Origin of the sequence: Williamsia herbipolensis (assembly GCF_000964005.1) — a bacterium.
In the GTDB taxonomy this organism is placed as follows: Bacteria; Actinomycetota; Actinomycetes; order Mycobacteriales; family Mycobacteriaceae; genus Williamsia_A; species Williamsia_A herbipolensis.
Window position 1 is genome coordinate 1 of sequence record NZ_JXYP01000005.1, and the last position, 18,553, is coordinate 18,553.

An 18,553-nucleotide genomic window follows, 5' to 3' on the forward strand; every position below is an offset into this window, starting at 1 on the left:
CACCGACCCGCTCGCCGATCCGCCCCGCGTCGAGGCGAGCCGCCCCCCGGCTCCTGCGGTCGACGTCCCGGGTCGCGAGTTCTCGAGCGGTGACATCCTCGCGGGCGACTTCCCGACCGGCGACATCCCGAACCTGCGTGGTCGCGCGGTCCGTACGGCACCGGATGTCGATGCGCACCGCGATGTCCCGGCGGCGCCCTCGGTGCCCGACGCGCTCGACGAGGTCGTGGCGGCGCTGTCGCGCCTCGCCGAGGCCATGCGCCTCGAACGCTCCCGATCCGAGGGTCGCACCGACCGCTGACGCCCGCGCCATGAGCGCGACGTGTCATCCGCTGCGTCGTCGGTAATACCGTAGGGGGGTACCGTACTTTGCGACCGAGGTGTATACCTGATGGGGGTATCACGCCGGTGAAAGGGATCGCGGTCATGGACGGTGCACAGCACGGCTACATCCAGCGCAAGGACGACTACCTCAAGCGTCTGCGCAGGATCGAGGGCCAGGCCCGCGGACTGCAGCGGATGGTCGACGAAGAGGCCTACTGCATCGACATCCTCACCCAGGTGACCGCGATGACGAAGGCTCTGCAGGCGGTCAGCCTCGGGTTGCTCGAGGAACACATGAACCACTGCGTGATCAACGCCGCCCAGGAGAGCGACGACCTCGGCCAGGTGAAGGTGCGCGAGGCGATGGATGCCATCACCCGCCTCGTCAAGTCCTGATTCCAGCTCAAATCTCGAAGGGACACAGCATGAACGACGACACGACGACGTACACCGTGCGCGGCATGACCTGCCGGCACTGCGTCGCCTCGGTGACCGAAGAGGTCTCCGAGGTGCCCGGCGTCCGCGAGGTCGCGGTCGACCTGGCCTCGGGCGCGGTGACGGTACGCGGTTCCGGCCCGATCGACGACGCGGCGATCGCCGCGGCGGTGACCGAGGCCGGGTACGAGCTGGTCACACCGTGACCGCCTCGGGCGAGGCCGCCGTCGACACCGACGACCGGTCGGAGGCCGCCGTCGACGCCGGCACGATCACCGATGTCTTCGACATCGCGGGCATGACGTGTGCCTCGTGTGCGTCGCGCATCGAACGCAAGCTCAACAAGGTCGACGGCGTCGAGGCGACGGTGAACTTCGCCACCGAGACCGCGCAGGTGCATCACCCGGAATCGGTGAGCACCTCCGACCTTGCCGATGTCGTTGCTGCGGCCGGGTATTCGGCGTCGACGCGTCGGCCCCCGCACACCCGCGGTGACTCCGCCGCCGAGCACGGCCACCACGACTCCGAGGGCGGGCACGGCGGGCACATGGACCACGGCGGCGACGCCGCCGCCCTGCGGCAACGCCTGATCATCAGTGCGGCGCTGAGCATCCCGGTGGTCGCGCTCGCGATGATCCCGGCGATCCAGTTCGACAACTGGCAGTGGCTGTCGCTCACCCTCGCCGCACCGGTGGTGGTGTGGGGGGCGTGGCCGTTCCACCGTGCCACGTGGACCAACGCGCGCCACGGCGCCACCACGATGGACACCCTCGTCTCCATCGGCATCCTCGCCGCGTTCGGTTGGTCGCTGTACGCGCTGTTCTTCGGCTCGGCCGGGATGACCGGTATGCGCCATGGGTTCTCGTTCACGCTCGAACGTGGGGACGCCTCGGCGAACATCTATCTCGAGGTCGCCGCGGGGGTCACGACGTTCCTGCTGGCCGGTCGTTTCCTCGAGGCGCGTTCGACCCGACAGGCCGGCGCCGCCATGCGCTCGCTCGCCGAACTGGGCGCGAAACAGGCCACCGTTCTCGTCGACGGACCCGACGGTGTGGTCGAGAAGACCATCGACACCGCTGATCTCGTCGTCGGCGATCGATTCGTCGTACGGCCCGGGGAGAAGATCGCGACCGACGGTGAGGTCGTGGCGGGGACGTCGGCGGTCGACGCGTCGGTGATCACCGGGGAGTCGGTGCCCGTCGACGTCGGCCCGGGAGACCGGGTGGTCGGCGCCACCGTCAACACCTCGGGTGCCATCACCGTCCGGGCCACCACCGTCGGCGCCGACACCCAGATCGCACAGATCGCCCGGCTGGTGGAGGACGCGCAGAACGGCAAGGCGAACGTGGCGCGTCTCGCCGATGCGATCTCCGCCTGGTTCGTCCCGGTGGTGCTGGTCCTCGCGGTCGTGACCTTCTCCGCATGGCTCATCGCCGGCGGCGGACTCTCGGCGGCGTTCACCGCGGCGGTGGCCGTGCTGATCATCGCGTGCCCGTGCGCCCTCGGTCTGGCCACACCCACCGCGCTGATGGCCGGTACGGGGCGTGGTGCGCAACTGGGCATCCTGATCCGTGGACCGCAGGTCCTCGAGCGCGCCGGCCGCGTCGACACCGTGGTGCTCGACAAGACCGGCACCGTCACCACCGGCGTCATGACCGTCACCGACGTCGTGGGATCTGTCGGCGCGGATGCCGACCGGGTCCTCGAGGTCGCCGCGTCGGTCGAGAGCCTCTCCGAGCACCCGATCGCCCGCGCCATCGCGGCGGCCGGACGCACCAGCTTCCGCAACCTCACGCAGGCAACCGATTTCGACAACGTCGCCGGCCACGGCGTGCGTGGCCGCGTGCACGGGGTCGACGTCGTCGCCGGCCGCGTCGGCTGGGTGGCAAGCGAGACCGGAGGCGACATCGACGCCGACCTGCGCGACCGGATCGACGCGGCGGAGGCCTCCGGCGCGACCGCCATCGCCGTCGGGTGGGGCGATGCGGTCCGCGGGGTCGTGGTGGTGGCCGACGAGGTCAAACCCGGTGCCGCCGATGCCATCGCACGGCTTCGGGAGCTCGGTCTCACGCCGATCCTGCTGACCGGTGACAACGACGGTGCGGCACGATCGGTGGCCGCCGAGGTCGGCATCGACACCGTGCACTCCGGCGTCGTGCCGGAGCAGAAGGTGTCGATCGTGCGCGACCTGCAGTCGCAGGGGGCGCGGGTGGCGATGATCGGAGACGGCGTCAACGACGCCGCCGCCCTGGCCCAGGCTGACCTCGGCCTGTCCATGGGTACCGGCACCGACGTCGCCATCGAGTCGTCCGACCTGACGTTGATGTCGGGGGACCTGCGGGTCGCGGTCGACGCCATCCGGTTGTCGCGCCGGACCCTGTCGACGATCCGGGCGAATCTGTTCTGGGCGTTCGGTTACAACGTCGCCGCTCTGCCGCTCGCCGCGTCGGGACTCTTGAACCCGATGTTCGCGGGGGCGGCCATGGCGTTCTCGTCGGTGTTCGTGGTGGCGAACAGCCTGCGGCTGCGCAGCTTCGGTCGTCGGTAGAACGCAGGCACCACCTCAAGCCCGAGGCGTCGCATGCCGGAACGCTGAGCAGGCCTCACGGCGTCGGCATGAGCAGCTAATTGAGGCGATGGGTATCAGTCGAGCAAGGAACTCGGGTCGCTATTCGACGGCGTCGGCCACAGCGTGCTTCGACGTGATGACCATTTCTACTCGTCATTGTGTGGTTGGCGGGCGATGAATCCCGACATGCCGGGCACAGTGAACGCGATGCGTCCGTGTTCGGGGGAGTAGACGATGCCCTTGCGTATCAGCGCAGCACGCAGGGGGCCTGCGGTGTTCTGCGAGATGGACAGCTCAGCGGTTCGGGGCGCAGTCTGCCCGGTCTCGGCGATCGAGCGCAGGTAGCGACGCTCTGCCGGCGTCGCGCGGTCCCAGCGCGACGGAAAGAAGCCCTGATCCAGGTGCGCAGTGCCGAATTCGATTGCCGCCGCTGCGTCGTCAGTGCCAAAAGGCGAGGCAGCGGAGACCTCCCAGGCTGCGGATCCGAACTCCTGGAGGAAATAGGGGTAGCCCTCGGTCGCGGCAAGCAGCAGGTCGAGCGCGTCGGGGAGGAACCGGCCGCCGACTGTAGCGGCGGGATCAGAAAGGGCACCGCGGGCGGCGTCCGGACCGAGAGCGCCGATCGTGGAGTAGAAGAACAGCCGCTCGGCGTACGAGCGGGACTCCGCGAGCACGGATGGCAGGTTGGGCAGTCCGGCCCCGATGACATAGAAGGGCCAGCCCTCCTGATTCGCCCGGTGCTGGGCGACGATCAACCCGGCGGTGAGGTCGGCGTCGAGATCCTGCATCTCATCGACGAACACGGCCAGTGCCACACCTTTGGTGGCGACCAGCTCACAGACCGCTTCCACAATCTCTTCGATATCGAACAGGGTGTCTTCAACGGCGTCTCTGTCCCGCGCGGACACGGAGACCCCGGCCACCGACAGCGACGACCCTTCGATCAGCGACATCACCTGCTCGCCGGCCTGTTTGAGGGCGTGGACACGGCTGAACTTGCGCATCCCGTTGCGTAAGCCAATCGCGAGCTGTTTGTGGTTAAGCCTCGACCCAGTCGTCGAATTCTGGGCCTCGATCTTCACCGTGTACCACTGATGGCGCTCAGCCTGCCCGCGCAATTGATTGAGCAGCGCCGTCTTACCGACCCCTCGCAGACCGCTCAAAATCATGCCACGGTCGTAATGTCCGGCTTTGGCGCGCGCGACCAGCAGATCGAACGCATCGATCTCGCGATCACGTCCCTGCAACGACGGCGGTCGACGTCCCGAGCCGGGGGTGTAGGGGTTCAGCGCAGGATCCATGACTCGACTATAGCAGTTTGTAGCGCTTTATAGCGAAAATGCTATACATCGATACAGATGAGTACACGCCTGGCGCGGATGGATGACGTTGTGCGCCGCTCTTCGAATTCTCGGAGGGCGGTTCCAGGGTCGTCGCAAGAACACCTTCAGAAGGCTTATCAAGTGACCCGCTGACCTTCATCGCCACGGCGGTTGCTCTCGGTGTATCCGAGAGTATCCGCGACACAGCCAAGGCTCTGATCAATGACAGTGATCGCACTCGTGGCCCGAGCGCAGTCGGCCAACCGCGACAAGGCATGAACGTCAGCGCTGCCGGATCGCCTGCTGCTCATAGCAACAGCGGCTCGCGAACAGATTGTGGCTGAGCGTCTCGGGCACCCACAGTGGTGAGCGGAGACGACGAGGGGCCCGAGGCGTGATGCCTCGGGCCCCTCGTGCGTGACGGTGATCGTCAGTCGACGCGTGTGGCTTTCTTCGGGGTCGACATGTGGATCTGGAAACGCGGGCGGACCTCGCTGCCCGGTAGTGCGGCGGCGATCTGCTGCTCGGCGCGACCGACGACCTCGGTGATCTCCGCGAAGTCCCGATTCGATTCGGCCTCGACGGTGATCTCGAGCATCACCCGCTTACGGTCATCGATCGCCCGCGAGCGCGTGGACGTGATGAGGCGGTGCCGCGCGAGATCGTCGGCGACGGCGTTCGCGATCTTGCCGGGGTTGACGGCCAGGGTGCCCGATCCGTCGCTGCCCGGGAGGACGACCGTCCCGGTCTTGCGGGGACGACTGTTCAGCGCGAGAAGCAGCAGTCCGATGAGGATGCCGCCCACGGCGATCCCGATGAGGACGTACAGCCACCAGCTCTGGTCCGGAGTGCGGTCGAACCACCCCAGGTCGATCTTGTCGAGCTGGTCGCGGACCTGCTGGACCTTGAGCTCCCACGCGATGGCGACCGCACCCACGGCGATGAACACGAGTCCGAGGAGCAGTGTGATGAGCCGGTTCACACCGGCGGGCAACACGTTCACGAGTGCACCTCCTTGGTGGTCGAGACGGTGGCGCCGGTGGATGTCGTCGCCGGAGCGGTCTCGTCGTCGGCCGAGTTCTCCACGATCGGTTCCGGGAGGCTCGGTCGGCCGGCCGCGGGTGGCGGCGTCTGTGACTTCGGGGTCTTGATCGTGATGGTCTTGACCTTCACCGTGTGCTTTGGCAGAACCGTCGCGATGGACGCGGCGATTGACGCGCGGACCTCATCGGCCGAGGCCGGGGCCTCGTCGGTGGTGGTGATGCGCGTGACCACCTTGCGGCGCTTCACCGTGCTGTCGGCGCGGGTGACCCCGGCGCTCTGTCGTGCCACGGCACTCGCGCGGCGGGCGACGTCGACCTTGCGGGTCCACGTGCTCGGCGAGTAGCCGTCGACGGTGCCTGCCCCGTCGAGGGCGATGTGCGTCTTCGACCGCGGTCGTATCGCGGTCCACACGAAGAACAGCCCGACGACGATGAGCGCGATCGCGACGGCCCAGAACCACCCCTGCCACGAGAGGTCGCCGATCCACCGCGAGGCGGCGGCGATCCAGCCCGAGCCGGTGATCCACTTCTGGTCGACGCAGATGTCGCGGATGGCGACACCGCCGAGGGCGATGAGCGCGATGGCGAACAGCGACGTGATCCAGACAGCGCCGGGTGTGGCGGTGGGCGGGACGATCTTCTTCAGGCGGGGCGCCGGACCGGGGTCGGGCGTGCCCTGCGACGTGGGTGTGGTCATCGCACTCTCCTCTGCGAACTCGTCTCGGCGACGATCACGTCGGCGATCGTGACGTCCACCCGGTGCGGGGTGACGCCGGTGAGTCGCGCCAGTTCGGTGTGGACCAGGGCCCGCACCTCCTGACAGAGGGCGGTCACCTGGGTGGGCCAGCGCACGGCGATGTCGACCTTCACGTCCGGGTGGGGACGCGACATGTCGATCGACACCTTCGGGTGGTCGCCGCCGGTGATGAGACCGAGTGATCCGCGGTGGCGCAGAACGCCTTCGATGGACAACGCGGCCGCGCGGCCGATCTGCTCGCCGACCCGGTCGTGGATCGTGGTGGTTCCGGGACCGCCGCCGTCGGTGACGCCTGGGGCGGCTCCGGTGGTCGGGTCAGCCACGGTTGCGGCTCCGCAGGAGCCCGGAGAGATCGATGGTGCCGTCGCGGTGCAGACCCACGGCGAGGCCGACCGCGCCGAGCACGATGGCGAGGATGAAGCCGCCGAATCCGCCGGTGGTGGCGGCGATGGCCAGCAGCAGGCCGACGATGAGACCGATGGTCGCGTTGTTGTTCATGTGGTTCCCCTGATGGGTCGGTGTGACGGTGGATGGTGGGTGATCGGCACCGGTGCGACTCGCCGGGGGCGAACCGATGTTCGGTGGATCAGATCTCGAAGTATCGCTTGGCGCCGGGGACCGAGCGCGGGAGCCTGGCCCGCACCGCGTCGATGGTCCTCACCGTCGAGCGTCGGAGGCGGCGTATCCGCGAGGTGGGTCGCACGCGAGGACGCGGCGACGCCGTCGCACGGGGCGCGGCACCGGTGGGCCGGGAGGTGCCGGGGTCGACACCTGTGGTTCGACCGAATTCCCGGTCGAGTCGCGCCAATTCACGATGCAGTGCCTGCGGATCGCCGCCGACGTCGGGGTGGTACTGACGTATCACGGCCCGACGTCGGGCGGCGTAGTCCGAGGGCGGAGGCATCGGGTCAGCGATCACCATCGGCCGCGGAGAGACCGGACGGATCCTGCGCGCCGGGCACGTCCTCGTGCTCGGCGTGTTCGCCGGCGGGCGGGTCGGCGACGGTCACGTCCTCGACGATGACGGTCATGGTCCGCCCGGAGGCCTTCTCGGTCGCGGCGCGGACTCCCTCCGCGGTGTCCATCACGTTGCGTGACAGATCGACCTCGATGTGGACCTCGCCGCTGAACTCCTGGAGACGGACACCGACGATGCGACGACCGGCCGCGTACGTGGCCACCTCGCCGAACCGGCCCGAGTTCAGGCCGGTCACGCCGGGCACCGACGTGGCGGCGGCGACCACCGCGTCGGCGACCTCGGCGTCGGAACTCACTGGACCCGGGGCTCCGCGGTCTCGCCGGTGGTCTCGTCGTCCTCGAAGTGGATGTCGTGGATGGCGATGTTGACCTCGGTGACCTCCAGGCTGGTCATCTGCTCGATCGAGTTGATGACGTTGGAGCGCACCGCGGCGGCGAGATCGTGGATCGCGACGCCGTAGTTGGCGACGAGGCCCAGGTCGACTGCGGCCTGCTTCTCGCCGACCTCGACCGAGATGCCCTGGGTGATGCTCTGGCCGCCGCCGACCGGGATCGCCTCGCGGACGCGGCCGACGATGCGGGCGGCCTGGCCGCCGAGGTCGTAGACGCCCTCGATCTCGCGGGCGGCGATGCCGGCGATCTTCGAGACGACCTGATCGGCGATGGTGGTGCGGCCGTGCTCTCCGACGAGGTCACGGTGCGATTCGGAGACCTCCTTGCTGGGGGAGACCTTCGCTGCGGCCGAAGAGGTCGTGGTGGTGGACGGTGTGGTCATCTGCACTCCTTCATGTCAACACATGAGAGCGGTCTTTTCGACAGACCGGACTCGATTGGATCGAACGTCGTGCACCGGGTCGGATCGAACGTCCTGTCACGGACGGGGGTGCGATCCGGTGTAATGGTTGAGTCGGTGGCCGCGCCGGTTCTGCACGCGGGGTGAGACGTGACGTGGCCCACACCTTCGGCGAGAGGCCCAGACGTGCAGACCGAGGATCCGGTGGCTCCGGCAGACCCCGCCCGCAGCAATCCCGACCCCCACGATCTCCCCGGTGCCGAACGCTCCGGTGTCGACATCGCCGACGAGTCCGACGAGACCCTTGCGCGGGCGGCCGCGGTCGGCGACCGGGCCGCCTTCGACGAACTGGTCCGACGAACCCTGCCGATGCTGCTGCGGTACGCGCGGCGCATGGTCTCCGATGCCGGCAACGCCGAGGACGTGGTGCAGGAGGCATTGCTGGCCGCGTGGAAGGGGCTACCGCGGTTCGGATTCCAGAGCAGTTTCCGCACCTGGGTGTTCTCGATCGCGCATCGCAAGATCATCGACCTGCGCCGTCGTCGCAGTGAGGTGGCCGCCGACGACGAGTTCCTGACCGCGATCCCGTCGTCGTCGCCGACCCCTCTCGACGACGCGATGGGCACGTCCCTGCGTGACGCACTCGAACGCGAGCTCGCCGAGATGCCCTATCTCTCGCGCGCCACCTGGTGGCTGCGGGAGATGGAGGGGTTGTCGCACCCGGAGATCGCCCGCGTCCTCGACATCACGCCCAACTCGGTGCGGGGACACCTCCAGCGCACCCGGGCGCGCCTCGCCGAACGGATGGAGCCGTGGCGGCCCGGACGCGACCCTGCCGGGCCGGATCGCCCTTCGCAGTCAACCCATCCCCCGAAACGCCCGGATCCACCGGCCGGACGTGCCCCACGCCGACAGGGCAGGTCGTCGACCACCGCCGACCCACCGGACACCGCACCTTCACCGACCACCCAGGATCCACCGACATCGGAGACCACATGGCAATCACGGACGTGAGCGATCAGGGGTCGGAGAAGTGGATCGTCGAGGCGGGCCGTGAGCTGGATCCACCGGCGTCCGACGTCGAGCGGCTCACCGCGCGGGTCATCGACTCGGCGCGCAGACTGTCGCACTCCCGCTCGGAGTTGGCGACCGACCGCACCTCGGTCGTCGTCACCGACCGCGTGGTGCGTCGGGTGATCATGATCGAGATCCGTCGCCAGGTGTCGCGGCCGGTGCTGGAGGTCGCGGTGACCTCGGAGGAGCGTGAGGTGACCGGTGTCCGACTCGGTCTGATGTGCCGCTACGACGACGACCTCGGCGCGCTCGCCGACCGGGCCCGCGGGGTGACCAGGGAGGTCCTCGCGGCCACCCTCGGAGAGGTGCGAGGTGCTCGCGCGGCGAGCCGAGTCGACGTCGACTGGATGGATCTCGACTGGCGCCCGCCCTCGACCACCGGGAAGAACTAGAACCTGTTCTAGTATCTCGCTACTGTTGACGGATCGGGCGGTACCACCGCCTCGACGACGAGCGAGAGGACATGTGGTGCGCGCCGAACTCCCCGAGGTCATCCGTCACACCGACATCACCGACTGGTCCGACGAGGTCGACGTCCTCGTCGTCGGGTGCGGCATCTCGGGTGGGTGCGCCGCGGTCGAGGCGGCCACCGCGGGAGCCTCGGTGCTCGTCCTGGAACGCGCCGGTGTCGCCGGCGGCACCACCTCGCTGGCCGGCGGCCATTTCTATCTCGGTGGCGGGACCGCGGTGCAGCAGGCGACCGGTCACGCCGACTCGGCCGAGGAGATGGAGAAGTACATCACCGCGGTCAGCCGCGATCCCGAACCCGACAAGATCCACGCCTACTGTCGCGACAGCGTCGAGCACTTCGACTGGCTCGAAGCGCTCGGCTTCCACTTCGAGCGCAGCTTCTACGACAAGAAGGCCGTCATCCAGCCCGGCACCGAGGGGCTCATGTTCACCGGCAACGAAAAGGTGTGGCCCTTCTGCGACATCGCCATCCCCGCGCCCCGCGGCCACAAGGTGCCCGTCCCCGGTGACACCGGGGGCGCCGGGATGGTGATCGACCTCCTCGTGAAGCGCCTCGCCGATCTCGACGTCGAGATCCGCTACGACACCGGCGCACGACACCTCGTGGTCGACGACGCCGGCGCCGTGGTGGGCGCGGGGTGGAAGCGGCTCGGCGAGACCGGGGCGATCCGGGCGCGCAGCGTGGTGATCGCCGCCGGCGGGTTCGTCATGAACGAGTCGATGGTCGACGAGTTCGTGCCGTCGCTGTCGGAGAAGCCCTACACACTCGGCAACACCTTCGACGACGGGCTCGGCATCCGTCTCGGTGCGTCGGTCGGCGCGGCGCTCAAGCACATGGACCAGACGTTCGTGACCGCGCCGGTCTACCCGCCCTCGGTGCTCATCACCGGACTCATCGTCAACGCCGACGGTGATCGCTTCGTCGCCGAGGACTCCTACCATTCGCGCACATCGGGTTTCGTGATGGATCAGCCCGGTGCCGTGGCATACCTGATCGTCGATGAGGCACACATGGAACGGCCCGCGTTCCCGCTGATCTCGTTCATCGACGGCTGGGAGACCATCGAGGAGATGGAGGCCGCCCTCGAGATCCCGGCCGGACGTCTGGTCGCGACGATGGACCGGTACAACACCCACGCCGCCGATGGCGAGGACCCCGATTTCCACAAGCGCCCCGAGTGGTTGGCGCCGCAGACCGAGGGCCCTTGGGCGGCATTCGATCTGAGTCTGGGCAAGGCGCTCTACGCCGGCTTCACGATGGGCGGGTTGGCGACCAGCGTCGACGGCGAGGTCCTCACCGAGGCGGGTGCACCGATCGCGGGGCTCTATGCGGCGGGCGCGGGCGCGGCCAACATCGCACAGGACGGCAAGGGATACGCCAGCGGAACCCAGCTCGGCGAGGGCTCCTACTTCGGTCGTCGCGCGGGTAGGCACGCAGCCGGTCGAGCCTGACGCTTGACGTCTCATCTCGCACCATCGATGCGAACAACTGCCCGCTCGACGGCGATAGGTGCACGGTCGATGGGGCGGGGGCTGGACACACGAAAACGGACCGAAGCCAAGGGGTAGATGGCTTCGGTCCGTTGTCCGTGGGTGACGTACCGGACCCGGAGGTCCGATACGTCAGTTCACAGCTGGTACATCAGTGATCAAGTGATCAGGCCGGGGGCATGAGCACCGAGTCGATGAGGTACACGGTCGCGTTGGCGGTCTTGACGCCACCACAGATGACCGAGGCGTTGCCGGATCCGACCTTGAGGTCGTTGCCCGAGCCCGAGACGGTGACGTCCTGGCCCTCGACGGTCTTGTGGGTGCCGGCGATCTGCGACGGCGAGAGCTGACCCGGGATGACGTGGTAGGTCAGGATCTTGGTCAGCAGGGCGTCATCGGTCTTCAGGGTGTCGATGGTGGCCGCCGGGATCTTGGCGAACGCATCGTCAACCGGCGCGAAGACGGTGAACTGGCTGCTGTTGAGGGTGTCGACCAGGTTGACCTTGGGGTTCAGCTGTCCGGAGACGGCCTGGGTCAGGGTCTTGAGCAGCGGGTTGTTCGAGGCTGCGGTCGCAACCGGGTCCAAAGCCATGCCACCGACCGAGCCGGGGCCGCTGGCGTTGGCCTCGGCGTAGGAGGCGCAGCCCGAGCCCACGAGATCGGCGGCCGGATCGGCGCTGGCGGCCGAGCTCTCGGCGGCCGACGACGCGGCGGTCGAGGTGGCGGCGGTGCTGGACGATGCGGAGTCGGAGCTGTCGTCGCTGGAGCAACCGGCGACGAGGCCGACTGCCATGCCCAGGCTTGCAACTGCTACGGCGAATCGTTGGGTCCTCTTGAGGGCCATTGCCTATCCAATCTTTTGGTGTTGTCGGTCACTTGCCATTCGGACCCTACGGGTAGCCGGATGGGTCCGGTCCGAAAATTGTTGTCTCGAATCCGTCACCACCCATCTGACATGTCACGGCCGGATAACGGTCATCGGAAACTGACCTCGACGTTCAGACATCCGTTCGGGGATCGGCGTCGAATAGCTTGATGAACCTTTGACACATGCATTTCGCCGGGTCGGGCAGCAATTCCTCTCGGCGCGGTGACGACATGCGTCTCAAGCGATCTTCAACCGAGAGGCCCATCATGCGAATCGAGAAGACCGCCCGCGGCGCCCTGGCCGGCCTCGTGGCCGTCGGGTCCGCACTGGCGGCCGGCGAGATCGTCTCTGTCGCGGTCTCGTCCTATGCCTCCCCGTACTTCGCGGTCGGTTCCTATCTCGTCGACAACGCGCCGGCTCCGGTGCGCGAGTTCGCGATCCGGCAGTTCGGGACCAACGACAAGATCGCGCTGCTGACCGGCATGGCCGTGGGCATCGCGGTCCTCGCCGTCGTCGCCGGTCTCGTCGAACGCCGCACCCGTCCGATCGGCTCGGTGCTCATCGTGCTGTTCGGTGCCTTCGGTGTGTTCGCCGCCATGGCCCGACCCACCGCCGACGCGAGCTACTCGATCCCGTCGATCGTCGCGGCGGTCGTCGGCGTCATCGTGCTGCGCGCGTTGCTCGGCTTCTTCGGCCGGACCAATGCCGCGGCGCCGGAACAGAACGGCCTCTCGCGCCGACTCTTCTTCTCCTCGGCGGTGACGGTGGCCGTCGTCGCCGGGGCCGTGGCCTTCGCGGGCAAGAAGATCGCCGAGGCCGGCGACGCCATCGCCGAACGCCGCAAGCTGAAGCTGCCGACGCCGGTCAGCAAGGCCGCCCCGATTCCCGCGGGCGCCGACCTGAAGGTTCCCGGTGCGACACCGTTCGTGACCTCGAACTCCGACTTCTATCGCATCGACACGGCGCTGCAGGTCCCGAACCTCAAGACCGCGGACTGGCAACTGCGCATCCACGGCATGGTCGAGAACGAGATGACCCTCACGTGGGAGGACCTGATGGGGATGCAGGCGGAGGAGAAGGTCATCACCCTCACCTGTGTGTCCAACCAGGTCGGCGGCATCCTCGCCGGCAACGCCACCTGGATCGGCTACCCGATCAAGTCGATCCTCGAGCGTGTCGGGGTCAAGAGCGACGCCGACATGCTGTTCTCCACCAGCGTCGACGGCTGGACCTCCGGGTCCCCGATCTCGGCGCTCACCGACGGACGCGATGCGATCCTCGCCGTCGCCATGAACGGGCAGCCCCTTCCCCTCGAACACGGGTACCCCGTCCGCCAGGTGGTGCCGGGCCTCTACGGCTTCGTCTCGGCGTGCAAGTGGGTCGTCGACTGGGAGATCACGCGGTTCGACAAGGCCGAGGCGTACTGGACCAAGCGCGGCTGGGGCGCGCAGGGGCCGATCAAGACCGCGTCGCGCATCGACCGGCCCGAACCCTTCTCGAGCTCCCCCGCCGGCGAGGTCATCCTGGCGGGCACGGCCTGGGCGCAGCACCGCGGTATCTCGAAGGTCGAGGTGCGGATCGACAACGGACCGTGGGAGCCCGCAGATCTCACCGAGGAGTACTCGAACGACACCTGGCGACAGTGGTCGTACCGATGGCAGGCCACACCGGGCCAGCACACCGTCTACTGCAGGGCCACCGACAAAACCGGACAGCTGCAGACCGAAGAACGCACGCCCCCGATCCCGGGTGGCGCCACAGGCTGGCACAACCGTGTCCTCACGATTGCGTAGGGCGATGAATCAGACAAGCTACTGTCGGTCCTGTGACCGACCGTTCTCTCGCGCGTCTGCCGGAACTGGCAGACCTCTTGGAGAGGACTGCTGCGCGCGACCGGGCTGCCTTCGCAGCGCTGTACGACGCGACCAGTCCACGGATCTACGGCCTCATCCTGCGGGTGCTGCGCGATCCCGGGTACGCCGAGGAGACGCTGCAGGAGGTCTACCTGCAGGTATGGCAGAACGCCGCGAACTATCGACCGGACATGGGCTCGGTCGTGTCGTGGATGCTGACGATCGGTCACCGTCGTGCGGTCGATCGCGTCCGCTCGGAGGAGGCGTCGTCGCGGCGTGGGACGCAGTACACGGTCTCGAACGCGATGACCGAGGTCGACGAGGTCGTCGAATCGGTGGTCACCCGCGAGGACCGGCGCGCGGTCATCGCGTGCCTGGGAACCCTCACCGACACCCAGCGGGAGAGCATCGAACTGTCGTATTACGGCGGGCTGAGCTACCCGCAGGTGGCCGAGAAGCTCGGGGCGGCGCTGCCCACCGTGAAATCACGCATCCGGGACGGGCTGCGTCGACTCAAGTCTTGCCTGGAGTCCTCCGATGAGGCCTGACCGAGATCCTCGCGAGCTCGTCGACGACCTGCTCGAGCTCTACGCCATCGACGCACTCGACCGATCCGAGCGCGCGTCCTTCGAGGCCGCGTTGCAGGCCATCGATCCCGAACGTCGCGTCGCCGCGGTCACCGAGATCCGTCGCACGCACGACGCCATCGCGCGCATGGCCGCCGAACACACCGTCGTGCCGCCGTCGGCGGTGCGTCGATCGCTGCTCGACGCCGTGAGTGCGGATCGTCCCGGAGCGGTCCGGCCGCTGCGCTCGGTCCCGGCGGATGCCGCCGGTCCGGCGTCGCGGGACATCCCCGCCCTCTCCGTCGACGAGGCGCCGCACGCCGACGGCCCGTCCCACGGCGACGAGCTGGCCGCTCGGCGCACACGGCGACGCCGGCTCGCGATGTCGGTGGCATCGGCCGCCGCAGCGCTGTTGCTCGTCATCGGCGGTGTGGTCATCGGGCGCTCGTCGGTGTCGAGTCCGGAGCCGTCCAGCCCGGCCATCGCGGCGGGTTCGGTCGAACTCGAGCAGCTCCGATCGGTGATGAGCGCGCAGGATGCCGAGATGCATCGCACCCAGCTGACCGGGATGCCCGGGACGGTCGTGGTGGCGTCGTCGCGGTCGATGGACACTGCCGTGGTGCTGCTCGACAGTGCGCCGGTCCCCGCGAACGCACAGACCTATCAGCTGTGGCTCATCGGGAACACGCACGCACCGAAGTCGGCCGGCCTGATCACCGACGCCTCGGCGTCGACCCCGGTGATCGTCCACGGACTCGATCAGTCGCGGACGGTCGGCATGACCATGGAGCCCCGCGGGGGATCACCGCAGCCGACCGGCGACGTCCTCGCCGCTGTCTCCATCTGACACGTTTCGTCCGTGCGACTGTTTCCGCTGACAGTCGTCATCTGGCGGCCCTCGGGTGGGCACCTCGCCCCGCGATGTCCGGTGCTATGTTTCGTTCAACCTTCGGTCGCCGATCGTGACCGTTCGCCCTTCGAAGTGCCTGCGTCGGTGACCCCTCGGACGCGGCCTCACGCGGTGTCGTCGTGACGCCGTCGTGAACACGTGTGCAGCAGTGTGAGACAGGTGGGTATATGAGCGTCGGTGTCGTGCGCGAGATCGCGGAGGGGGAACGGCGCGTCGCGCTGGTACCCAAGGTGGTCGCGTCGTTGGTGAACAAGAAGGTCGACGTGATCGTCGAATCGGGAGCGGGTCTGGGTGCTCTCATCCCCGACTCGCTCTACACCGACGCCGGGGCCACCATCGGTGACCCGTGGTCGGCGGATCTGGTCGTGAAGGTCGTCGCCCCGACCGACGACGAGGTCGCGAAACTGCACTCGGGTCAGACCCTCATCGGGTTCCTCGCTCCGCGCAATCAGACCAACCAGATCGGCGCCCTCAAGTCCGCCGGTGTGCAGGCGTTCGCGGTCGAGGCGATCCCGCGCATCTCGCGCGCCCAGGCCATGGACGCACTGAGCTCGCAGGGCAATGTCTCCGGCTACAAGGCCGTGCTTCTCGCCGCCGAACAGTCCACCCGCTACTTCCCCATGCTGACCACCGCGGCCGGCACGGTGAAGCCGGCGACCGCGCTGATCCTCGGTGTCGGTGTCGCGGGCCTGCAGGCACTGGCCACCGCCAAGCGTCTCGGTGCCCGCACCACGGGGTACGACGTGCGGCCCGAGGTCGCCGATCAGGTGAAGTCGGTCGGCGCGCAGTGGCTCGATCTCGGCATCGACGCCGCCGGTGAGGGCGGCTACGCCCGCGAGCTCACCGAGGACGAGCGCGCCCAGCAGCAGAAGGCCCTCGAGGACGCGATCAAGGGATTCGACGTGGTCATCACGACCGCACTCGTGCCCGGTCGTCCCGCCCCACGCCTCGTGACCGCCGCCGCGGTCGAGGGCATGAAGCCCGGCAGCGTGATCGTCGACCTCGCCGGCGAGACCGGCGGCAACTGCGAACTCACCGAGCCCGGCGAGAACGTCGTCAAGCACGGCGTGACGATCTGCTCGCCCCTCAACCTCCCCGCCGGTATGCCCGAGCATGCCAGCGAGCTCTACTCCAAGAATCTCCTCGCCCTCATCGAGCTGATGCTCGACGAGAACGGCTCGATCGCACCGGATTTCTCCGACGAGGTGCTCGCGAAGTCGTGCGTGACCCGAGAGGCAGGCGACGCCTGATGTACACCGGACTCCTGGCCAACCTCGCGATCCTGGTGCTCGCCGGATTCGTGGGCTTCGCCGTCATCTCCAAGGTGCCCAACACCCTGCACACCCCGCTGATGTCGGGCACGAACGCCATCCACGGCATCGTGGTGCTCGGCGCGCTGGTGGTGCTCGGCGCCCTTCCCGCCGACGCGAACTGGGGCGTACGGATCATCGCGTTCGTCGCGTTGGTCTTCGGCACGCTCAACGTCATCGGCGGCTTCGCCGTCACCGACCGCATGCTCGGGATGTTCAAGGGCAAGAAGGAGGTCACCAAGTGAACACCGTCCTTCTCGCGGCCGATCTGCACTCGCCGAACCAGAACATCTCCTATGTGGTGACGGCGCTCTACATCCTCGCCTTCGGCCTCTTCATCTACGGCCTCTCGGGGCTGACCGGTCCGAAGACCGCCGTGCGCGGCAACTGGATCGCCGCGGTCGGCATGGGTATCGCGGTCGCCGCGACCCTGCTCTATGTCTGGAACGAGGGCGCCCGTGCAGACGAGGGCGCCGGCCGTGTCGAGGTCCCGACAATCAACTGGATCCTCATCGCCGCCGGTCTCATCATCGGTGTCGCACTGGGTATCCCGCCGGCGCTCAAGACCAAGATGACCGCGATGCCTCAGCTCGTCGCGCTGTTCAACGGTGTCGGTGGCGGCACCGTGGCGCTCATCGCGTGGTCGGAGTTCATCGAGACCTCCGGCTTCTCCGAGTTCGGCGACAAGCAACCGGCCTCACCGCTGGTCGTCGGATCGCTGATCGCGGCCATCATCGGGTCGATCTCGTTCTGGGGCTCGCTGATCGCCTTCTCGAAGCTGCAGGAGATCCTGCCCAAGGGTGTCGAGAAGTTCTTCGTCGGCAACGCGAAGCTGTTCCAGGCGGCGAACATCGTCCTGCTCATCGGGTCGATCGCCATCGCGGTGTTCCTCGGCGTCCAGGCCACCGACGGCGGTGGCGCGAGCGTGTGGTGGATCGTCGGCCTGCTCATCGCGGCCGGTGTGATGGGCCTGTTCGTGGTGCTACCCATCGGCGGTGCCGACATGCCCGTGGTCATCTCGCTTCTCAACGCCATGACCGGGTTGTCCGCTGCCGCAGCGGGCATCGCGCTCGACAACACCGCACTCATCGTCGCCGGCATGATCGTCGGCGCGTCGGGCTCCATCCTCACCAACCTCATGGCCAAGGCCATGAACCGGTCGATCCCCGCGATCGTCTTCGGCTCGTTCGGTGGTGGCGCCGACGGTGCCGCGGCCGGACCCGCCGGCGACGGTGGCACCGTGAAGGCCACCTCGGCCGCCGACGCCGCGATCCAGATGGCCTACGCCAACCAGGTCATCGTGGTGCCGGGCTACGGTCTCGCGGTCGCGCAGGCCCAGCACGCGGTGAAGGAGATGGCGTCGCTGCTCGAGGGCAAGGGGGTCGAGGTCAAGTACGCGATCCACCCGGTCGCCGGTCGCATGCCCGGGCACATGAACGTGCTGTTGGCCGAGGCCGACGTCGAGTACGACGCCATGAAGGAGATGGACGACATCAACGGCGAGTTCAGCCGCACCGACGTCGCCATCGTCATCGGCGCCAACGACGTCACCAACCCCGCGGCCCGCAACGACCCGAGCTCGCCGATCCACGGCATGCCCATCCTCAACGTCGACGAGGCGCGATCGGTGATCGTGCTCAAGCGGTCGATGTCGTCGGGCTACGCCGGCATCGAGAACCCGCTGTTCGGTGCGGCGGGGACCTCGATGCTCTTCGGGGACGCCAAGAAGTCGGTCGGCGAGGTCATCGAGGAACTCAAGGCCCTCTAACCACCCGCAGAACCGTTGCAG

At 68.1% G+C, this 18,553-nt stretch carries 22 protein-coding genes; 13 read left to right on the forward strand and 9 right to left on the reverse strand.

Going from position 1 to position 18,553, the window contains the following annotated elements:
• The 4 genes from TU34_RS23815 to TU34_RS01265 all read left to right on the forward strand — a co-directional run.
• On the forward strand, positions 1-301 hold a 301-nt coding region (locus tag TU34_RS23815), incomplete at its 5' end, for a hypothetical protein (RefSeq protein ID WP_045821038.1).
• 125 nt (positions 302-426) lie between these two features.
• Entirely contained in the window at positions 427-720 is a 294-nt protein-coding gene (locus TU34_RS01255; protein WP_045821124.1) for a metal-sensitive transcriptional regulator, read from the forward strand.
• Between the two features lie 29 nt (positions 721-749).
• Positions 750-965 carry a heavy-metal-associated domain-containing protein gene (locus tag TU34_RS24065; RefSeq protein ID WP_045821039.1) on the forward strand — a complete coding sequence of 72 codons (216 nt, stop codon included), beginning with the start codon at positions 750-752 and terminating at the stop codon, positions 963-965.
• The gene (locus tag TU34_RS01265) at positions 962-3,307 is read left to right on the forward strand and encodes a heavy metal translocating P-type ATPase (RefSeq protein ID WP_203225392.1); all 2,346 of its coding nucleotides are present in this window, start codon (positions 962-964) and stop codon (positions 3,305-3,307) included. The genes TU34_RS24065 and TU34_RS01265 overlap by 4 nt, the downstream gene beginning before the upstream one ends.
• 167 nt (positions 3,308-3,474) lie before the next feature.
• Here the strand turns inward: TU34_RS01265 and TU34_RS01270 are convergent, their stop codons facing one another.
• From TU34_RS01270 to TU34_RS01305, 8 genes are all read right to left on the reverse strand, one after another.
• Positions 3,475-4,629: an ATP-binding protein gene (locus TU34_RS01270; protein ID WP_045821040.1), complete on the reverse strand. Its 1,155-nt coding sequence runs from the start codon at positions 4,627-4,629 to the stop codon at positions 3,475-3,477.
• Positions 4,630-5,080: 451 nt separating this feature from the next.
• Positions 5,081-5,653, reverse strand: coding sequence for an Asp23/Gls24 family envelope stress response protein (locus TU34_RS01275; RefSeq protein ID WP_045821041.1), 573 nt, complete (start codon positions 5,651-5,653; stop codon positions 5,081-5,083).
• Positions 5,650-6,390: a DUF6286 domain-containing protein gene (locus TU34_RS22140; RefSeq protein ID WP_052688580.1), complete on the reverse strand. Its 741-nt coding sequence runs from the start codon at positions 6,388-6,390 to the stop codon at positions 5,650-5,652. The genes TU34_RS01275 and TU34_RS22140 overlap by 4 nt, the downstream gene beginning before the upstream one ends.
• Positions 6,387-6,773, reverse strand: coding sequence for an Asp23/Gls24 family envelope stress response protein (locus tag TU34_RS01285; RefSeq protein WP_045821042.1), 387 nt, complete (start codon positions 6,771-6,773; stop codon positions 6,387-6,389). Before TU34_RS01285 ends, TU34_RS22140 begins: the two co-directional genes overlap by 4 nt.
• Entirely contained in the window at positions 6,766-6,948 is a 183-nt protein-coding gene (locus tag TU34_RS01290) for a DUF2273 domain-containing protein (protein ID WP_045821043.1), read from the reverse strand. Before TU34_RS01290 ends, TU34_RS01285 begins: the two co-directional genes overlap by 8 nt.
• Positions 6,949-7,036: 88 nt before the next feature.
• Positions 7,037-7,354, reverse strand: a complete 318-nt coding sequence (locus TU34_RS01295; protein ID WP_150116328.1) for a hypothetical protein — start codon at positions 7,352-7,354, stop codon at positions 7,037-7,039.
• 4 nt (positions 7,355-7,358) lie between these two features.
• On the reverse strand, positions 7,359-7,724 hold the full coding sequence (locus TU34_RS01300) for a hypothetical protein (RefSeq protein WP_052688585.1): 366 nt from the start codon (positions 7,722-7,724) through the stop codon (positions 7,359-7,361).
• Positions 7,721-8,203: an Asp23/Gls24 family envelope stress response protein gene (locus TU34_RS01305; RefSeq protein WP_045821128.1), complete on the reverse strand. Its 483-nt coding sequence runs from the start codon at positions 8,201-8,203 to the stop codon at positions 7,721-7,723. The genes TU34_RS01300 and TU34_RS01305 overlap by 4 nt, the downstream gene beginning before the upstream one ends.
• A 222-nt stretch (positions 8,204-8,425) precedes the next feature.
• On the opposite strand from TU34_RS01305, the gene TU34_RS01310 reads away from it, so the two are divergent.
• The 3 genes from TU34_RS01310 to TU34_RS01320 all read left to right on the forward strand — a co-directional run bounded on the left by TU34_RS01310 (position 8,426) and on the right by TU34_RS01320 (position 11,218).
• Positions 8,426-9,235, forward strand: a complete 810-nt coding sequence (locus TU34_RS01310) for an RNA polymerase sigma factor (protein WP_082079750.1) — start codon at positions 8,426-8,428, stop codon at positions 9,233-9,235.
• On the forward strand, positions 9,217-9,687 hold the full coding sequence (locus TU34_RS01315) for a hypothetical protein (RefSeq protein ID WP_150116329.1): 471 nt from the start codon (positions 9,217-9,219) through the stop codon (positions 9,685-9,687). Before TU34_RS01310 ends, TU34_RS01315 begins: the two co-directional genes overlap by 19 nt.
• 76 nt (positions 9,688-9,763) lie before the next feature.
• Positions 9,764-11,218, forward strand: coding sequence for an FAD-binding protein (locus tag TU34_RS01320; RefSeq protein ID WP_045821131.1), 1,455 nt, complete (start codon positions 9,764-9,766; stop codon positions 11,216-11,218).
• A gap of 205 nt (positions 11,219-11,423) precedes the next feature.
• On the opposite strand, the gene TU34_RS01325 is transcribed toward TU34_RS01320, so the two are convergent.
• Positions 11,424-12,101, reverse strand: a complete 678-nt coding sequence (locus TU34_RS01325; protein ID WP_045821045.1) for a fasciclin domain-containing protein — start codon at positions 12,099-12,101, stop codon at positions 11,424-11,426.
• Positions 12,102-12,391: 290 nt separating this feature from the next.
• Here TU34_RS01325 and TU34_RS01330 point away from each other — a divergent pair, with 290 nt between their 5' ends.
• From TU34_RS01330 to TU34_RS01355, 6 genes are all read left to right on the forward strand, one after another.
• Complete coding sequence (locus TU34_RS01330; protein ID WP_045821046.1) at positions 12,392-13,918, forward strand: molybdopterin-dependent oxidoreductase; 1,527 nt, start codon at positions 12,392-12,394, stop codon at positions 13,916-13,918.
• Positions 13,919-13,950: 32 nt separating this feature from the next.
• Complete coding sequence (gene sigK, locus TU34_RS01335; RefSeq protein WP_065973455.1) at positions 13,951-14,526, forward strand: ECF RNA polymerase sigma factor SigK; 576 nt, start codon at positions 13,951-13,953, stop codon at positions 14,524-14,526.
• Positions 14,516-15,391, forward strand: a complete 876-nt coding sequence (locus TU34_RS22145; RefSeq protein WP_052688589.1) for an anti-sigma factor — start codon at positions 14,516-14,518, stop codon at positions 15,389-15,391. Before sigK ends, TU34_RS22145 begins: the two co-directional genes overlap by 11 nt.
• Positions 15,392-15,621: 230 nt before the next feature.
• Positions 15,622-16,704, forward strand: a complete 1,083-nt coding sequence (locus tag TU34_RS01345; protein ID WP_045821047.1) for a Re/Si-specific NAD(P)(+) transhydrogenase subunit alpha — start codon at positions 15,622-15,624, stop codon at positions 16,702-16,704.
• Positions 16,704-17,009: an NAD(P) transhydrogenase subunit alpha part 2 gene (locus tag TU34_RS01350; protein ID WP_045821048.1), complete on the forward strand. Its 306-nt coding sequence runs from the start codon at positions 16,704-16,706 to the stop codon at positions 17,007-17,009. The genes TU34_RS01345 and TU34_RS01350 overlap by 1 nt, the downstream gene beginning before the upstream one ends.
• Positions 17,006-18,532 carry an NAD(P)(+) transhydrogenase (Re/Si-specific) subunit beta gene (locus TU34_RS01355; protein ID WP_045821049.1) on the forward strand — a complete coding sequence of 509 codons (1,527 nt, stop codon included), beginning with the start codon at positions 17,006-17,008 and terminating at the stop codon, positions 18,530-18,532. The genes TU34_RS01350 and TU34_RS01355 overlap by 4 nt, the downstream gene beginning before the upstream one ends.
• Positions 18,533-18,553 lie beyond the last annotated feature (21 nt).

Bases quoted from the DNA above. Each gene is read 5' to 3' on its own strand.
- TU34_RS01255 (WP_045821124.1), top strand. From the start codon at position 427: ATGGACGGTGCACAGCACGGCTACATCCAGCGCAAGGACGACTACCTC.
- TU34_RS24065 (WP_045821039.1), top strand. From the start codon at position 750: ATGAACGACGACACGACGACGTACACCGTGCGCGGCATGACCTGCCGG.
- TU34_RS01270 (WP_045821040.1), bottom strand. From the start codon at position 4,629: ATGGATCCTGCGCTGAACCCCTACACCCCCGGCTCGGGACGTCGACCG.
- TU34_RS22140 (WP_052688580.1), bottom strand. From the start codon at position 6,390: ATGACCACACCCACGTCGCAGGGCACGCCCGACCCCGGTCCGGCGCCC.
- TU34_RS01290 (WP_045821043.1), bottom strand. From the start codon at position 6,948: ATGAACAACAACGCGACCATCGGTCTCATCGTCGGCCTGCTGCTGGCC.
- TU34_RS01295 (WP_150116328.1), bottom strand. From the start codon at position 7,354: ATGCCTCCGCCCTCGGACTACGCCGCCCGACGTCGGGCCGTGATACGT.
- TU34_RS01305 (WP_045821128.1), bottom strand. From the start codon at position 8,203: ATGACCACACCGTCCACCACCACGACCTCTTCGGCCGCAGCGAAGGTC.
- TU34_RS01315 (WP_150116329.1), top strand. From the start codon at position 9,217: ATGGCAATCACGGACGTGAGCGATCAGGGGTCGGAGAAGTGGATCGTC.
- TU34_RS01325 (WP_045821045.1), bottom strand. From the start codon at position 12,101: ATGGCCCTCAAGAGGACCCAACGATTCGCCGTAGCAGTTGCAAGCCTG.
- TU34_RS01330 (WP_045821046.1), top strand. From the start codon at position 12,392: ATGCGAATCGAGAAGACCGCCCGCGGCGCCCTGGCCGGCCTCGTGGCC.
- TU34_RS22145 (WP_052688589.1), top strand. From the start codon at position 14,516: ATGAGGCCTGACCGAGATCCTCGCGAGCTCGTCGACGACCTGCTCGAG.
- TU34_RS01345 (WP_045821047.1), top strand. From the start codon at position 15,622: ATGAGCGTCGGTGTCGTGCGCGAGATCGCGGAGGGGGAACGGCGCGTC.
- TU34_RS01350 (WP_045821048.1), top strand. From the start codon at position 16,704: ATGTACACCGGACTCCTGGCCAACCTCGCGATCCTGGTGCTCGCCGGA.